Source organism: Natrialba swarupiae (genome assembly GCF_008245225.1).
Classification (GTDB): Archaea; Halobacteriota; Halobacteria; order Halobacteriales; family Natrialbaceae; genus Natrarchaeobius; species Natrarchaeobius swarupiae.
On the sequence record NZ_VTAW01000007.1, the window covers coordinates 1 to 15078 of the forward strand.

Here is a 15078-nt window from a genome sequence, read left to right on the forward strand (position 1 = left end):
GAGACGGGCCGAGCACAGTTCAAGCAGATTCAGCGTCTACTGGACGAGATAGTGCGGCTGTCGATGTGATCGACTGAAACTTGTTTGATCCCACCCGGCAGTACGATTCTCTGTAAATTTCGCCCGACTTTTTCCCAAAGTAGCGCTCGAGACGTCGACCCACGTGTCTGCTTTCGGATAGATGGGTAGCTTTATCATGGATTAGCGGAAGAGTTGGGTTAACATGGCCCGATTAGAGGCTACTGATACCAGCGGTTATACGAGACGCATCGAGGATGGGGTGATTGCGCTCAAGTCCAAGTTGCCGACCGGACTGTACCGATCACCTCCGAACTGGATCGGATACCTGTTTTTGCTTCCCAGCGTTCTGTTGATCGGCTTTCTCGCGGCCGGATTGGTGCTTTTGTTCCGAGACAGCTTCCTGTTCTACGATTCAGTTCAGGGGTTGACCAGCCAGTTTACCACCGAAAACTGGACGGACTTCGCGACATCATCGTACTTGAACGTACTCGTTCGTACGCTCGGTCTCGGCGCGATTATCACCGTGCTCACGGTGACACTCTCGTTTCCCTACGCCTACCTCACGATTCGCGTGGAATCGGCGACCGTTCGAAAGATACTCCTCATCAGTGTCTTCACTCCGTTTTTCACGGGGCTGGTTATCCGGGCGTACGGCTGGCTGGTGATTCTCGGTGAGAACGGTCTCCTCAACAGCGTGCTGACGAGCATCGGATTCGACTCGATTCGGTTTCTTGGAACGGTTCCAGCAGTCATCATCGGTGCTCTCCAGATAATGATCCCCTACGCCGTTCTCATGCTCGCACCCGCGATCGAATCCATCGATAGAGAGATGGAGTTGGCGGCTCAGAACCTGGGTGCGAATACGTTCGACATGTTTCGCCACGTCGTGATTCCGCTCGCGATGCCCGGAATCGCCGGCGCGACGATCGTCGTCTTTACCATCTCCACGACGCTGTACGCCGTTCCCGAGATACTCGGCTTAGGCCGGGTCAACTTCATCGCCAACGCGATCTATTCGACGATTTTCCTCGTCGGTAATCGACCGCTCGCCGCGGTAATGAGTCTCGCGCTGGTGGCGTGTACGTCGATTCTCGTACTGTTCATCTTCTCGAAGATCGGTATCGGAACGCTCAATGTGAACTCGGGTGGTGACCGATGAGCGGACGGTCGCTTTCCACGATGGATCGAATACACCGGGCTTCTCGTGTATTGCCGACGAAACACCCGTTCCTCTGGTTTATCACCGCAGTGAATCTGGTGATCTTGCTGATCCCGACCGCTGTGATCTTCGTCGCGTCGTTCGAGGGAGGGTCGACCGTCTCGTTTCCGCCGGATTCGCTCTCTCTGTACTGGTACTCCCAGATTCCGTACCAGACGGAGTTCATCGACGCCTTCGTGAGGAGTATTCAGGTCGCGACGATCAGCACGCTGGTCGGTATTCCCGTCGGAACGCTCGCCTCTTACGGGATGATAAAGTACGACATCAGGTGGCGAAATCCACTGCAGATCTACCTATTGCTCCCCTTCATGATCCCGCTGGTCGTGTCGGGTATTATCTTCACCACGATCTTCGGTCAGTTGCAGATCTATGGTGAGACGTGGACCATCGGACTGGCACTGACGATCATCAACTTGCCGTTTATGCTATGGAGCGTAAACTCGCGAGTGAACGCGATCGACAAGGAGACCGAGAATGCCGCGAAAAATCTGGGTGCCGAAGAGCTACAAACCTTCGTGTACGTCACGTTCCCCAAGCTGTTACCCGGCATCATCACTGGAGCGCTCATTATGTTCACCCTCGGCTTGAACGAGTTCGTCGTGAGCCTCCTGATCACGACACGGGACACGGTAACGCTCCCGGTCATGCTGTACACCGCCATCAGGAGCGATATTTCGCCGCTCATCGCGGCTATCGCGAGTATCTACATCCTCATCGCCATCGTCGCCGTATTGGCTGTGGATAAGGTCGCCAGTCTCGAGGATTTCCTCAAATCCTGACGCCGGTTTTACTCTCTTTCCTGTCTCGAGTACGCTACTGTGGATTCGAGTCCGATCGACTCACCTTACTCCGACACAACTACCCCGCTTCGACAGTACGGTGTTCGTAGAATCCTGTTGGTCACCGAATCTGAGTACTCCCACATTGGGAAACGTTTAATTTGTCACGTCGTCTTTGGAGATATTGCATGTCTCAGCAGAGAGAGCCGAGTTCGGCAGAGGAGATTACCGATCTGCTCGCCGACCTCGTTTCGATCAAATCGGAGAATCCTCCCGGAGACGAACGACCCGCCGCGGAGTTCATCGTCGACTGGTTCGAGGACAATGATATCGACGCGAAACTGGTGTACGAACCGTACGAGGACCGCCCTCAGGTCGTTGCTGAAGTTGGCTCTGGAGATCCAACGCTGGTTCTCAATGGCCACACCGACGTGTATCCCGCCGGCGATACGAGCCGGTGGGAACACCCACCGTACGCAGCCGAGATCGAGGACGGGAAACTCTACGGACGAGGCAGTGCGGATATGAAACTCGGTGTCACCCTCGCAATGTTGACCGCGAGGGACCTCAAACCCGAGATCGAATCCGGGGAGCTCGCGGGGTCGATACTCTTTCAGGCGCCCGTTGGACAGGAAACTGGCGATCCTGGGACGATGGGTCTCATCGACGAAGGCTACGCCGGCGACTACGCCGTCGTTCTCGAGCCAACGCGGATGCGCACTGTCACCTCCCACAAAGGTCTCTCGTGGTACGATATCACGGTCAAAGGGGAACCGGGCCACTCCGCTCGACCCGATTCCGGTCGAAACGCGATCGAAGAGGCTCACCCGCTGTTGACGCGTCTGCTCGAGTACGACGAGGAACTTCGGACTCAGACGAACGAACTCGTCGGCCCGGCATACGCGAACTTGACGCAGATCGAGGGTGGGTTGACCGGAAACATGATCCCGGAGGAGGTGACCGTTCGCCTCGAACGGCGGTTTTTCCCGAACGAGACTCGAGAAGAGATAGACGACGAGGTGGACGCCATCCTCGAAGAAGTCGAACGGGAACACGATCTAGCCCTCGAGTGGGAACGGGTCAGTTCCTACGAGTCGACGGACGCGGCGGACGATTCCTACCCGGCCGAAGTGTTCCGCAAACACTCCGCATCCGCCGCGGACGTTCCAACCGAGCCAGCGGGGCGGCCCTGGGCCGCCGACACACGATGGTTCGTCAATCACACAGATATCCCAGCTATCACCTGGGGACCGGGAGACAGCGTCCAGTGCGGTCGATACGACGAGCACATCGAGATCGACGAGGCAACAGTCGCCCTCAGCGTCCTGCAGGACGCGACGCGCGAGATACTTTCGGACGAGTGAGTCACAACTTCGGGAGTCGATAGGCGCGACAGGATCTCTCGAGAGGCTCGCCAGCGATAGATAGGGGAGACGCCACGCCGCGAGCCGTCGAGGGAACGATCGCCGGCATGTCAGAGAGACCGCCTACCCGCCATCGTCACAATGTTTATCATGACTTGTCTCAATCTACACTGTGTATGAGAGCGCTCGATTGGGAACAAGCAACCAGTATCGACCGTCGCCGAACGGCGACACGCAGAGGACGTCTATGACGAACGAGACCAGAGAGCGGGTAACCGAACTGCTTACGAGCCTCATCTCGTTCGAGACGGAAAACCCACCAGGAAACGAGCGTGAAGCCGCCGAGTTTATCTACGACTGGTTTCGCGAGGAGGGGATAGAGCCGTCGCTCATCGACGAACCGAACGCGGCCAGACCACAAGTTGCCGTCCGGGTCGGCGAGGGAGATCCAACGGTCGTCCTGAACGGACACATCGATGTCGTCCCGGCGGGTGACGGCGACCAGTGGTCGTACCCACCTTACGAGCCGACCATCGAAGATGACGTGCTCTACGGCCGCGGCAGCGCGGATATGAAAGCCGGTGTAGCTGTCGCGATGCTCGCGACCGTCGACATCGCGGCGGCGGTCGAAGCTGGCGAGCTCGAAGGCACAGTTGTCTTTCACGCTGCGATGGGTGAAGAGACCGCGGAACCGGGGACGAAGACGCTCCTCGAATCGGGATACACGGGCGACTACGGTATCGTGCTCGAACCGACCTCGTTACGAACGGCAACCAGCGAAAAAGGGCTGGCATGGTACGAGATTACGGTCGCGGGTGACCCTTCCCACGCCAGTCGGCCGGACCACGGCACGAACGCGATAGCGAATGTCCGGCCGGTACTCGACGCCCTCGAGGCGTACGACACCGACGTTCGAACGCGCGAAGACGATCTTCTCGGGTGTTCGTACGCGACGGTAACCGAATTCGAAGCTGGAACGAAAGAGAACGTCGTACCCGAATCCGCGACAATTACGGTTGATCGTCGATTTCTCCCGTCTGAAACCGCTGGGGACGTCGACTCCGAAATTGACGAACTGCTTGCGACCGTCGAGGCAGATCACGGTATCGATACGAGTTGGCGGCGGACGCGAACCTACGAGTCAGCGGAGATACCGGTCGATAGTACGCTCGCCGAAGTGGTACGCAACCACTCGGCGGCGGTCGCGGACGTTCCTACAGACCCGTGGGGGATTCAGGCTTCGACCGACGTCCGAAACCTCGTCAACGACGCGGAGATGGAAGCAATCACGTGGGGCCCCGGCGAACTCGATCAAGCACACACCTACGACGAGCACATAGAACTTCCGGAAGTGGTGGCGGGGTATGAGGTGCTATGGCGCGTGCTCGAAGATCTCTTCGAGCCCTGACCGAGACACAACCATAGACACATGATATGAACCAAAAGGGACACAAAAATTATGACTCGGTACCCGCCTCTTCCTGTATGGGTCGACAATTAGCCGATAAGACGGCACTGGTTACTGGAGCAGCCTCCGGCATGGGCCGTGCAATTGCAACGCGCTTTGCAGCAGAGGGGGCGGCGGTCACTGTCGTGGACGTTCGAGAGACGCCACGGCAAGGAGGAGAACCGACACACGAAGTAATTCGATCGGAGGGCGGCGAGGCCTGCTTCGTCGAAACCGACGTCAGTGACCCGGACGCGATAACTGACGCTGTCACTGAGACAGTCGATCGGTTCGGGTCACTCGACATTATGGTGAACAACGCGGGAATATGGGGCGACCAGAGTCCGATAACAGAGGTTAGCAGGGAATCCTACGACGCCGTTATGGACGTCAACGTCGGCGGCGTCTACTTCGGCTGTCAGGCCGCGATTCGCGTGATGAACGAACAGCCGTCGGGTGGGTGCGTGATCAACATGTCGTCGATCGCTGGCCTGAGCGCCTACGAAGATGCCTCGGCGTACTGTGCCTCCAAGGCCGCAGTTGCGAACCTGACACGCGAACTCGCCGCCGAACAGGGTCCAAACGGAATCCGTGTCAACGCAATCAGTCCTGGCGTCATCGAAACCGCACAACTCGTCGTCGACGAAGATGCCGCTGGCGAGTTCGAAGACGAAATCCCGCTTCGGAGAGAGGGAAAGCCGGAAGAAGTTGCGTCTGCTGCACTGTTTCTCGCAAGTGAGGCGAGTTCGTACGTCAACGGTCACAACCTCGTCGTCGACGGCGGGTTCACCAGTTAACTGACGGTCGATAGAGCCACTCGAACACAGTCAACTGGAATTCTCGAGCGACGATCAATACCCGAGTTACGATCGGATATCCGCCGCGACTGAATCGAGCGTCCGAAACGTCACGTCAGGTTTCGACGCCATGTGATCGATAAGTTCGGCGAGATATTCCGGACGCGGGGCAACTCCGGTTATCTGTGGATGCATCGTCAGCGTGAAGATTCCACCGTCGACGTGTTCGTGCATCCAATCAAACTGCGCACGCCACGCTTCGAAGAACGCTTGTTCGTTCGGCCGCGGGCCCTGTGAGGAGGCACCCATGACGAACTGCAATGCCGGCCAGTCGTCTCGATACCACGAAACGGGGAACTCGAGAACGTCCGTTCGCTCGCCCGGGTCGTAGGGTTCGTCCGGATCCGCGCTCCAGTTCTCGCGGAGGTAATACGGCTCGAACTCGCGACCCATCAAGCTCGACGACCACTCGAATCCGAGGTCCTGGAGAAGTTCGAGCGTGTGCCGCGAGAAGTCCCAGTACGGTGACCGGTACCCGGACGGTGTCTCCCCGGTGAGCGACTCGAGTGACGCGAGAGACCGCTTCAGGTCCGCGCGCTCGTCCGCTTTCGATTCGTATTCCGAGGGGTTCGTGTGGGACCAGCCATGCGATTGAATAGCATGACCATCCGAAAGAACGGCTTCAACCGCATCCGGAAAGCTGTCGGCGGTATGACCGGGAACGAACCACGTTGATGGGACGTCAGCCTCGTCAAGTACGTCGAGGATCCGTCGTGAACCGACCTCCGCACCGAAAACGCCTCGGGAGTGTTTCGTCGGACTGTGGTGCGCTTTGAACGTGTGCAGCCACGTCGAGACTGCATCGAAATCGAAGCATAGTGCTACCGTCGACTGTGACATCTGTATACACACAGTGTGGCGAACACATCATAAAGGTATCCCTCTACCGAGAGTGATAGGTAGTTTACAGCGTTGTACCGGAGGGAGACGGGTTGAAATACAGGTTCTCCGTTGGCGGTTCGGATAGTTGAAGCAATTCAGCAAAAACGAGTATGGACCACCGTCTATAGTAGCCACTGAGCGTCTTGCACACCGGGTCCGACGGCGACTGGGTGACCGGTGGGTAGATTGATTTATACGGTCTGCTGTCCGTCAGTTCCGACGTGACCACGACTCGAACGCTGGTTGCGTCTGGACATCGATACGGCAAGCCGCATGATCCAGTCGGTTTGTGGTACAGATCACTCCAAACGATAAAATCCCCCATAATAGTTGGGAATAATATCCCTGATCGGTGGTGGAAATGGCCGGTTCACCTCTGGTTTTGAAGGAGAGATAAACAGTTCAAGAGTTTGTACTCGATGTCGAACCAATATGCGTATAACCAGATTCAGCTATTGTATGAATATTAGATAGGTCGAGTTGCGAACCCCATCGATAAACTGGCACCTAGTCGGATACTGGATCACAACACAATTGACAGAGCTATGATTTATAATTACGGTAGTACACCCCACAATATTGTAATATAAGACGTTCTCGTGTATTACCGCCAAATCATAACAAATTTCTCCATTCCCCGTTATAGTTTCACTTAATTATAGATAAATATAATATACAATTTTAAAGTTTATAATACACACCAATATAGCTGACTGCGATTGTGGTCTACCCCGGGACACGATCGATTATCGTATTCTACTTATTATTCACTGTTATTATAAGTTTTTATACTATTATCTGATAGGGACCTATAAACGTGCATAGAGTTGTTATCTTCGCAGACGCCTGGAGACCAGTAGATCAAGCAGTGGCATCCCAGTTGGCGAAAGTGTTAATCGGTACCGGCACCCAACTACGACAAATGAGTCTCTCGCCAACAGCGCGGGACGTCCCGACCCGTTTCGAGATCGCCTGGACCGAGACCGAACCGACCGGTATCACCGCACACACCGACTGTACCACCCATGAATTCGTCTGAACCCGGCTGGAGCGCGTCTGAAACGGACGTTATGGACGCTATCACGAAAATCGTCAGGAGCGACCGTGAGGCCGTCCTGGCGACCATCATCGACGTCGAGGGCAACGCCTACCGGCGGCCCGGCGCGAAGATGGTCGTCACGCCGGACGGCTCCGGTGTGGGAAGTATCACGGCCGGCTGCCTCGAGGACGAGGTCGTCGAACTCGCCCGCCGCGTTCTCGAGGAGGGTGAGCCACGCGTGGAGACGTACGATCTGATGGAAGACGACGACGTGTGGGGTCTCGGCGTCGGCTGTAACGGTATTATCGACGTGTTGCTGGAACCGATCGAAGACGACTATTCACCCGTCGTCGATACCTTCGAGAGCGGGGGCGCAATCTCGTCGGTTACCGTCCTCGAAGACGAACACGAGACCGACTATCGGTTCGAACGCGGCTACTATGATCCGTCCGACGGAATCGACTCGGCAGCCGACGAGTTCGAGTGGTTCGGCGAGGAGACCGAGCGCGCCGTCGAAGAACTGCTCGAGCGCGAGCAGAGCGGAACGGTCACGGTCACCGACGCCGACCGATCGATCAAGCTGTTCGTCGACACCGTCACCGCACCGCCGGAACTGGTCGTTCTCGGGACGGGCCACGACGTCGCGCCGATCGTCGAACTCGCCTCGAAGAACAGCTTCCGCGTCCGTGTGATCGGGTTCCGAGGTGCCGACGCGGTCGAAGAACGGTTTCCAGACGCGGTCGAGGTCAGTTCGACCTCGCCGTCATCGCTGCGCGACGCCCACGAGTTCGACGAGCGGACCTACGTCGTCGTGATGACCCACAACTTCCTCGACGACAGGCTCGCCATCGACGAACTGCTCCGGACGCCCGTACCGTACATCGGCTTGATGGGGCCCCGAGAGCGATTCGAGGAGATGCTCGAGGACTTTGCGGACGAAGATCGTACGGTAGGCGACGACGAGTTGGAGCGAATGTATACGCCCGTCGGACTCGATCTCGGCGGCGGTTCGCCGTCCCAGATCGCACACAGTATCGTCGCGGAACTACTGGCGGTCGACAACGATCGGACGCCGCAACATCTGAGCGAGCGCGAGGGGCCGATCCATCGGCGAGTGTCGTCGATTACCGACGACTGATACGGATTGCTGTAACTATTTACCGGGGCAACCGCGCCTCGCCTTGCGGTTGCCCCGGTACGGACTTACAGCAGTCAGTATGAGACGGACGCGACTCGAGAGGTCGAACGTAGTTTCGGAGACTGCCTGGAGGACGCCGTCGCTGTTTTCGTTCGTCCCCGGGTACCAGGGAGAGTCCGTGTTGCGAACACCGCATGATTGAACTGATCGTTCGACGAACATACCGTCATGGACCACGACCACGACGAGATGCGGTGGCGGCGCGAGGCAACGAAGCAAGTGCTGGATCAGCTGTCGGCGGTCCGCTCGTCACACGAGACGGAGTCGGTCAGTCTCGATTCGATCGGCGGGCGAACCCTCGCCGAAACGATCGTCGCCGAACAGAACGTTCCAGCAGACGACCGTGCCACCATGGACGGATACGCCTTCGACGCGACTGACGACTACCCGTTGGCGGTGGTCGACGACGAGGTGTTTCCGGAGGACGAACCGCCGTCGATAGACGCCGGAGAGGCGGTGGCTATCGCGACCGGTGCACCGCTCCCGCCGGAGGCCAACGCGGTTCTCAAGCGCGAAGAGTCGTCGATCGAAGACGGCCAGCTTCGAGGTGCAGGGATCGAGCCCGGGACGTACACGTACGAGCGCGGAAGTAATCTCTCGAAAGGAGAGACCCTGTTCGAGCGAGGCGAACGGCTGTCCCCGAAAGACGCGATACTGCTCGGCGACCTCGGCCGTGAGACCGTCGAGGTCTTCAAGCGATTTTCGGCGGGCGTGCTCGCGACCGGGACGGAGATCCACGACGGCCGTATTGCCGACCTCGATTCGGACATGCTCGCCGGACTGATTCGGTCGTGGGGACACGAGGCCACCTACGAGGGGAGCGTCCCCGACGAGTACGACCGGGTCGAGTCCGCGATCGATCGACTCGCCAGCGAGTACGACGTCGTGGTGACGACCGGCGGGACGAGCGTCGGTCACAAAGACCACGTCGTCCGCGCGCTCGACTCCCTCGGCGAGGTCTCGTTTCACCGGGTTCGCGTTCGGCCCGGAAAACCGATAGCGATGGCGATCCTGCCGGCACACGACGCCGTCGCGTTCGCGATTCCCGGAAAACCGATCGGCGCACACACCATCTCAGCGTTCGTAATGGGTCCGTTTTTCACGGGCGAGACCACACACGCGACGATCGATGCGACGATGACCCACGACGTCGAGTTAGGGCCCGACGGATTCGAGTACGTCATCCCCGTCTTGCTCGAGGAGACCGACGACGGCTACGAGGCCACCGGCCTCGGACACGTCGACTCTCCGCTATCCGTCTACGACCGGCAGTTCGATCCGAGCGTTCTCTCCTCGAGTACCCGTGCGAGCAGCGCCGACGGCGTCGTCGTCACACAGTCACCGCTCGAGGCAGGGTCGTCGGTTTCGGTCGTCCCCTACTCCGTTCTCGAGTGACGACCGCGGCCGCTAACGGGGTTCGGCCCGTCCGTTCGGAGAGACGGTGTGCCGATCGCCCGTAGGACCGAAGGAGTCGGACGGACTGTGACGAGTCCGCGCCGGCCGATCGCGGAACGGCGGACGATCGACCGGCCACTACGCGAGTGTGAAAAAACGAAAACGATATCCTGCGGTCGTCAGTCCTGGTCGTTGACGCCCTTCCAGATCTTTTCGGGTGTCAGCGGCGTGTCGACTTCACTGCCGTCGAATCCGAGCGGCTCGAGTGCGTCGACGACGGCGTTGAGCACGGCGGCGTTACCGGCGATCGGTCCGGTCTCGCCGACACCTTTCGCACCCAGCGGGTTGTCCGGTGCCGGGGTCGAAAGCTCGACCGTTTCGACTTCCGGCACGTGGAACGATTTGGGCATCGCGTAGTCCTGTAGCGTGCTGGTGACCATGTTTCCGTTGTCGTCGTAGACGACGTCCTCGTACAGCGCCTGGCTGATCCCCTGAGCGATACCGCCGTGGAGCTGTCCCTCGACGATCTGGGGGTTGATGCGGTTTCCGGCGTCGTCGACGGAGAGGTACCGTTCGAACTCTACCTCGCCGGTGTCGGGATCGACCTCGACGACCGCGGCGTGGACGCCGGAGGTGATCGCCATCTGTTCGGGCAGGTAGTACGTCGTCGCCTCGAGTCCGGGTTCGCCCGGAACGTCCCACGCGCGGTGGGCCTGTGATCCGACTTCCTGGATCGTCATGGAGCGTTCGGGAGCGCCTTTGACCCAGAACTCACCGTCCTCGAACTCGATGTCCTCTTCGGGTGCTTCGAGCTGGTGGGCGACGATCGAGCGACCCTTCTCGATGACGTCGTCCGCACTTTCTGCAAGCGCCGAACCACCAACGACGAGCGAGCGACTCGCGTGCGTCCCGACACCGTCGTTGAGGTGTCTGGTGTCGCCTTCGATGATTTCGACGTCTTCGATCGGGATGCCGAGCTTGTCTGCGACGATCTGGGCATACGAGGTCTGGTGGCCCATCCCGAAGTCCATCGTTCCGCAGTAGGCGGTGACGGTTCCGGACTGGTGGACGGTGATGCGGCCGCTCTCCCAGTGGGTCTTGAAGATCCCGTACTCCTTACAGACGTCGGCCGGGCCGACGCCGCTGACGTGAGTGTACGCCGAGAGTCCGATGCCGAGGTAGCGTCCGTCCTCGCGGAGCTCCTCCTGGCGTTCGCGCAACTCGTCGTACTCGAGGACGTCCAGCGTCTTCTCGAGTGCCTGCTGGTAGTTGCCGCTGTCGTAGACGGTCCCGGTGACCGTCTCGTATGGGAACGCGTCCGCCGGGATCTGGTTCCGTCGGCGCAACTCGGCCGGGTCCATCCCGATTTCCTTCGCGGACTCGTGCATCAGCCGTTCGATGAAGGTGATCGCGGCAACCTCGTGGACGCCGCGATAGGAGTCGAGACACGTCGCGTTGGTCAGCGCGCCACGGATCCGGGAGTAGAGCTTCGGCAGTTCGTACTGGCTGTTGATCACCTCGATGCAAAGCACCGTCGTCAGCATGTGGACGTGCGAGGAGACGTACCCGCCGAGATCGGCGAGGCCGTCGACACGAACGCCGAGCAGCTTGCCGTCTTCGTCGAAAGCCGCCTCGCCTTCGAGGTTCAGACCGCGGCCGTGGGACGACGTCTGGTGGATCTCGCTGCGGGTGGCCTGCCACCTGACCGGACGCTCGAGTTCACGGGCACACCACGGGACGAGCGACTCGACGTCGTAGTTGTGAATCTTCGCCCCGAATCCACCGCCGACGCGTGGAACCTGGACGTGGATCTTGTTCTCGGGGTGTCTGAGAATCCCCGCGATCGCGTGGCGATCCGAGTGGGGCGTCTGCGTGCTCATCTGGATGCTGAGTTCGTTCGACGACGAGTCGTAGTCGGCGACCGTCGCCCGCGGCTCGAGTGGGTCCGGGATGAGACGCTGTTCGTCGACGGACGCGCTCGCGACGTACTCGGCGTCTTCGAAGGCTTCGTCGACCTCGTCTTTGTCGCCGAACTCCCAGTCGTAGGCGATGTTGTTGGGATAATCCTCGAAAAGCGTCGGTGCATCGTCTTCGATTGCGGCTTCGGGGTCGGTGACCGACTCGAGTCGCTCGTAGTCGACTTCGATTCGGTCGACGGCGTCGTTTGCCGTGTACCGATCCTCGGCCAGTGCAATCGCGAGTGGTTCGCCCTGATAGTGGACGCGGTCGGACGCGATAACCGGCCTGAACAGCTCCGGTTCGACCTGGATATAATCCGTCGACATCGACGGAATCTTCCGCGGGGCCGACGTCTCGGCCTCCTCCATATCCTCGGCCGTATAGACGGCGATAACACCGTCTAACTCCTCGGCAGCGCTGGTATCGATGTCGTGTACCTTGGCGTGTGCGTGCTGACTCCGTAGGACGGCTGCGTGAGCCGCATTCGAGGTAGCGATGTCGTCCGTATACTCTGCCTGCCCAGTGACGAACTCGGCGTCTTCCGTTCGAGTGACGCGATCTCCAATGAGACCGTTAGTTGTGTCTCCGCTCATTTGTAATAGGCACTCTGTCGTCTTCTACCAAGCCTCTCACGGGATAAATAACTATGCAAATAATCTAGTCGGGGCCGTGGGGACAATTAAGATCGCATGACAGCGAGGTGATGTCCGTCGTTGGCCTCGCGTTGCTGTGGTCGCTTACGGGCTGGCCGTCCGTTCGTAGCCGAGGGGCTGTGTCCCGTCGTATCGCTCGAGTTGGGACGCAATCTCGCGGAGATCGGCCTCGTCTGCGAACCCGAACAACCCGTCGACGAACGGGAGTGCGGTTTCCATGCCGCGACAGGTCGGTTCGTACGTCGACGTCGTCGCCAGCGGGTTCCACCAGAGGACGATCCGGCCGCGACGGGAAAGCCAGTTCATTCCCGCTTCGAGTTCGCTCGTATCGCCCGTCTCGAGGCCGTCGCTGACGACCACCACTGCGGTTCGGCGGTCGACGGCGGTCGGATGTCTCTCCCTGATCTCGGTCAACGCGGTGCCGATCTGGGTTCCACCCCCCCACGTCGCCTCGAGTCGCTCGAGCGTGTCGTAGGCGTCAGCCGTCGTGCGCGTATCGATCGCGTCGGTGACCTCCTGGGCCGAGGTGTCGAAGAAAAACGTTCGCATCGATCGGCTCTCCTCCTGAAAACACGAGAGTGTTCGAACGAGGAAGTCGCGTTCGATCACGTCCAGTACCGATTTGCTCACGTCGACGATGAACAACAGCCTGCTGGCCGTTCGCTTCGGACCCTCCGTGGGCGTCGACACGACCACGCCACCAGTCTGGTGGCTCTCTCTGAGCGCACGACGCACGTCGATGCGCGTCGGATCGGCGTTCGACGTGTAGCCGCGGTCAGTCAGTCGTGCCAGGGCGTCGCTGAGACGGCTGACGGGGTCGACGAGGTCAACCTCGGATTCGAGGGCTCCTCGAGGGGAGACCGTCGACGATTCTCCGTGTCGACTGTATCCAGCGACGGTCTCTCGCTCGTCGTCCAGAAGGGGATCCTCCTCGGAGTCGGAATCGGAGCCAAACGCCAGCATCGAGCCGGCGTCGTCAATCTCCGCGTCGGGTTCGCTCGCATCCGCCGATGGTGTCGGATCGGCTTCGGGCAGGTCGAGGACTTCGGGGCGCTCGTCCGGTCGGACGGAGTCAGCGCCGTGGTCGTCCTCGATATCCGCGATGAGAGCACGCCAGAACGTCGCGAACAGCCGGTCGAACGTTCTGATATCGGACGGAGACGTAATCAGGGCCCCACGGAGTGCGGCTCTGGTCCGCGTCCGGTCGACGACGCCGATCTCTGCGAGGACCCGTGCCGCCTCGAGACTCCCCGTCGCCGGCACGTCGACGTCGGCCGCCCGCAACGCTCGCGTGAACTCGACGATGCGAAAGCGAACGCGTTCGTCCGTCGGGACGGTCGGTCCGTCGTCTGCCTGGTCGCTCATCGCTTCTGGTCGGTGTCGACAGCCGTCGAGTCGCGTGCGTCACGGGCGGCCGCCGTGAGATCGTCGGCCAGTTCGTCGATCCGGTCGATATCTTCGATCTCCTTCAGGAGGAATCCGGCCGTCGAGCGGATCCGGTCGGCGGTTATCTGGTCGTCCCCGTCGGCACCCAGGTCGACGAGTGCACGCGCCCAGTCGAGCGTCTCGGCGACACCCGGCTGCTTGAGTAGCGGATGGTCACGAAGCTCCTGGGTGACAGCGCACACCGCCGAGGCCGTGGCCTCGTCCAGTTCGGGAACCTTGCGCCGGAGAATCTCACGCTCTTTCTCGAACGACGGCGGCTCGACGTGGACGTAGAGACAGCGGCGCTTGAGTGCGTCGCTCAACCCCCGCGTCCGGTTGGACGTGATGACGACGATCGGTGGCACCGACGCCGTCACGGTTCCAAGCTCCGGAATCGACAGCTGGAAGTCGGACAACAACTCGAGTAACAGCGCCTCGAACTCCTCGTCGGCGCGGTCGACCTCGTCGATGAGGAGTACCTGTGGAGTGTCGTCGTCGGATCTGAGCGCGCGCAGGAGGGGGCGTTCGAGCAGATAGTCCTCGTCGAAGACGGAGCCGTCTCCGTCGACGCCGCGGTCGCCCGCCTGCACGGCCAGCAGCTGTTTCGTGTAGTTCCACTCGTAGAGCGCGTTCTCGGCGGCCAATCCCTCGTAACACTGCAGACGTATCAGCTCGGTGTCGAAGCCGTGGGCGAGAACCTTCGCCAGCTCCGTCTTTCCCGCGCCGGGCTCGCCCTCGATGAGCAGCGGTTTGCCGAGACGAAGACCGAGCAACACCGTCGTGATCAGGTCGTCGTCGGCGACGTACGACATCTCGTCGAACACGGAGCGAAGCTCTCGT

The 15078-nt window shown here is 60.0% G+C and carries 11 protein-coding genes and 1 pseudogene; 7 read left to right on the plus strand and 5 right to left on the minus strand.

Annotated elements, in window-relative coordinates; translation table 11 throughout:
- The first annotated feature begins 223 nt into the window (after positions 1-223).
- From FYC77_RS07170 to FYC77_RS07190, 5 genes are all read left to right on the plus strand, one after another.
- Positions 224-1180: an ABC transporter permease gene (locus FYC77_RS07170; protein WP_149080827.1), complete on the plus strand. Its 957-nt coding sequence runs from the start codon at positions 224-226 to the stop codon at positions 1178-1180.
- 50 nt (positions 1181-1230) lie between these two features.
- Complete coding sequence (locus FYC77_RS07175; protein WP_162354483.1) at positions 1231-2019, plus strand: ABC transporter permease; 789 nt, start codon at positions 1231-1233, stop codon at positions 2017-2019.
- Between the two features lie 188 nt (positions 2020-2207).
- A complete protein-coding gene (locus tag FYC77_RS07180) occupies positions 2208-3383 on the plus strand; it encodes a M20 family metallopeptidase (protein ID WP_149080829.1) in 1176 nt (391 codons plus the stop codon).
- A 247-nt stretch (positions 3384-3630) separates the two neighbouring features.
- On the plus strand, positions 3631-4791 hold the full coding sequence (locus tag FYC77_RS07185; RefSeq protein ID WP_149080830.1) for a M20 family metallopeptidase: 1161 nt from the start codon (positions 3631-3633) through the stop codon (positions 4789-4791).
- 77 nt (positions 4792-4868) lie between these two features.
- Positions 4869-5627, plus strand: a complete 759-nt coding sequence (locus FYC77_RS07190; protein ID WP_149080831.1) for an SDR family NAD(P)-dependent oxidoreductase — start codon at positions 4869-4871, stop codon at positions 5625-5627.
- 66 nt (positions 5628-5693) lie between these two features.
- On the opposite strand, the gene FYC77_RS20635 is transcribed toward FYC77_RS07190, so the two are convergent.
- Both FYC77_RS20635 and FYC77_RS20640 read right to left on the minus strand, forming a co-directional pair.
- Positions 5694-6080 (minus strand): polysaccharide deacetylase family protein, encoded by a 387-nt coding sequence (locus FYC77_RS20635; RefSeq protein WP_238386832.1) that lies wholly within the window; start codon positions 6078-6080, stop codon positions 5694-5696.
- Positions 6081-6107: 27 nt separating this feature from the next.
- A pseudogene (locus FYC77_RS20640) lies at positions 6108-6527 on the minus strand (polysaccharide deacetylase family protein); the annotation flags it as partial.
- Positions 6528-7594: 1067 nt separating this feature from the next.
- Between FYC77_RS20640 and FYC77_RS07200 the strand changes: the two are divergent.
- Positions 7595-8746 carry an XdhC family protein gene (locus tag FYC77_RS07200; RefSeq protein WP_149080833.1) on the plus strand — a complete coding sequence of 384 codons (1152 nt, stop codon included), beginning with the start codon at positions 7595-7597 and terminating at the stop codon, positions 8744-8746.
- Positions 8747-8974: 228 nt separating this feature from the next.
- Positions 8975-10201, plus strand: a complete 1227-nt coding sequence (locus FYC77_RS07205; protein ID WP_149080834.1) for a molybdopterin molybdotransferase MoeA — start codon at positions 8975-8977, stop codon at positions 10199-10201.
- A gap of 179 nt (positions 10202-10380) precedes the next feature.
- Here the strand turns inward: FYC77_RS07205 and FYC77_RS07210 are convergent, their stop codons facing one another.
- From FYC77_RS07210 to FYC77_RS07220, 3 genes are all read right to left on the minus strand, one after another.
- A complete protein-coding gene (locus tag FYC77_RS07210; RefSeq protein WP_149080835.1) occupies positions 10381-12753 on the minus strand; it encodes a xanthine dehydrogenase family protein molybdopterin-binding subunit in 2373 nt (790 codons plus the stop codon).
- Between the two features lie 144 nt (positions 12754-12897).
- A complete protein-coding gene (locus FYC77_RS07215) occupies positions 12898-14178 on the minus strand; it encodes a VWA domain-containing protein (protein WP_149080836.1) in 1281 nt (426 codons plus the stop codon).
- Complete coding sequence (locus tag FYC77_RS07220) at positions 14175-15050, minus strand: AAA family ATPase (protein ID WP_149080947.1); 876 nt, start codon at positions 15048-15050, stop codon at positions 14175-14177. The genes FYC77_RS07215 and FYC77_RS07220 overlap by 4 nt, the downstream gene beginning before the upstream one ends.
- Positions 15051-15078: the final 28 nt, after the last annotated feature.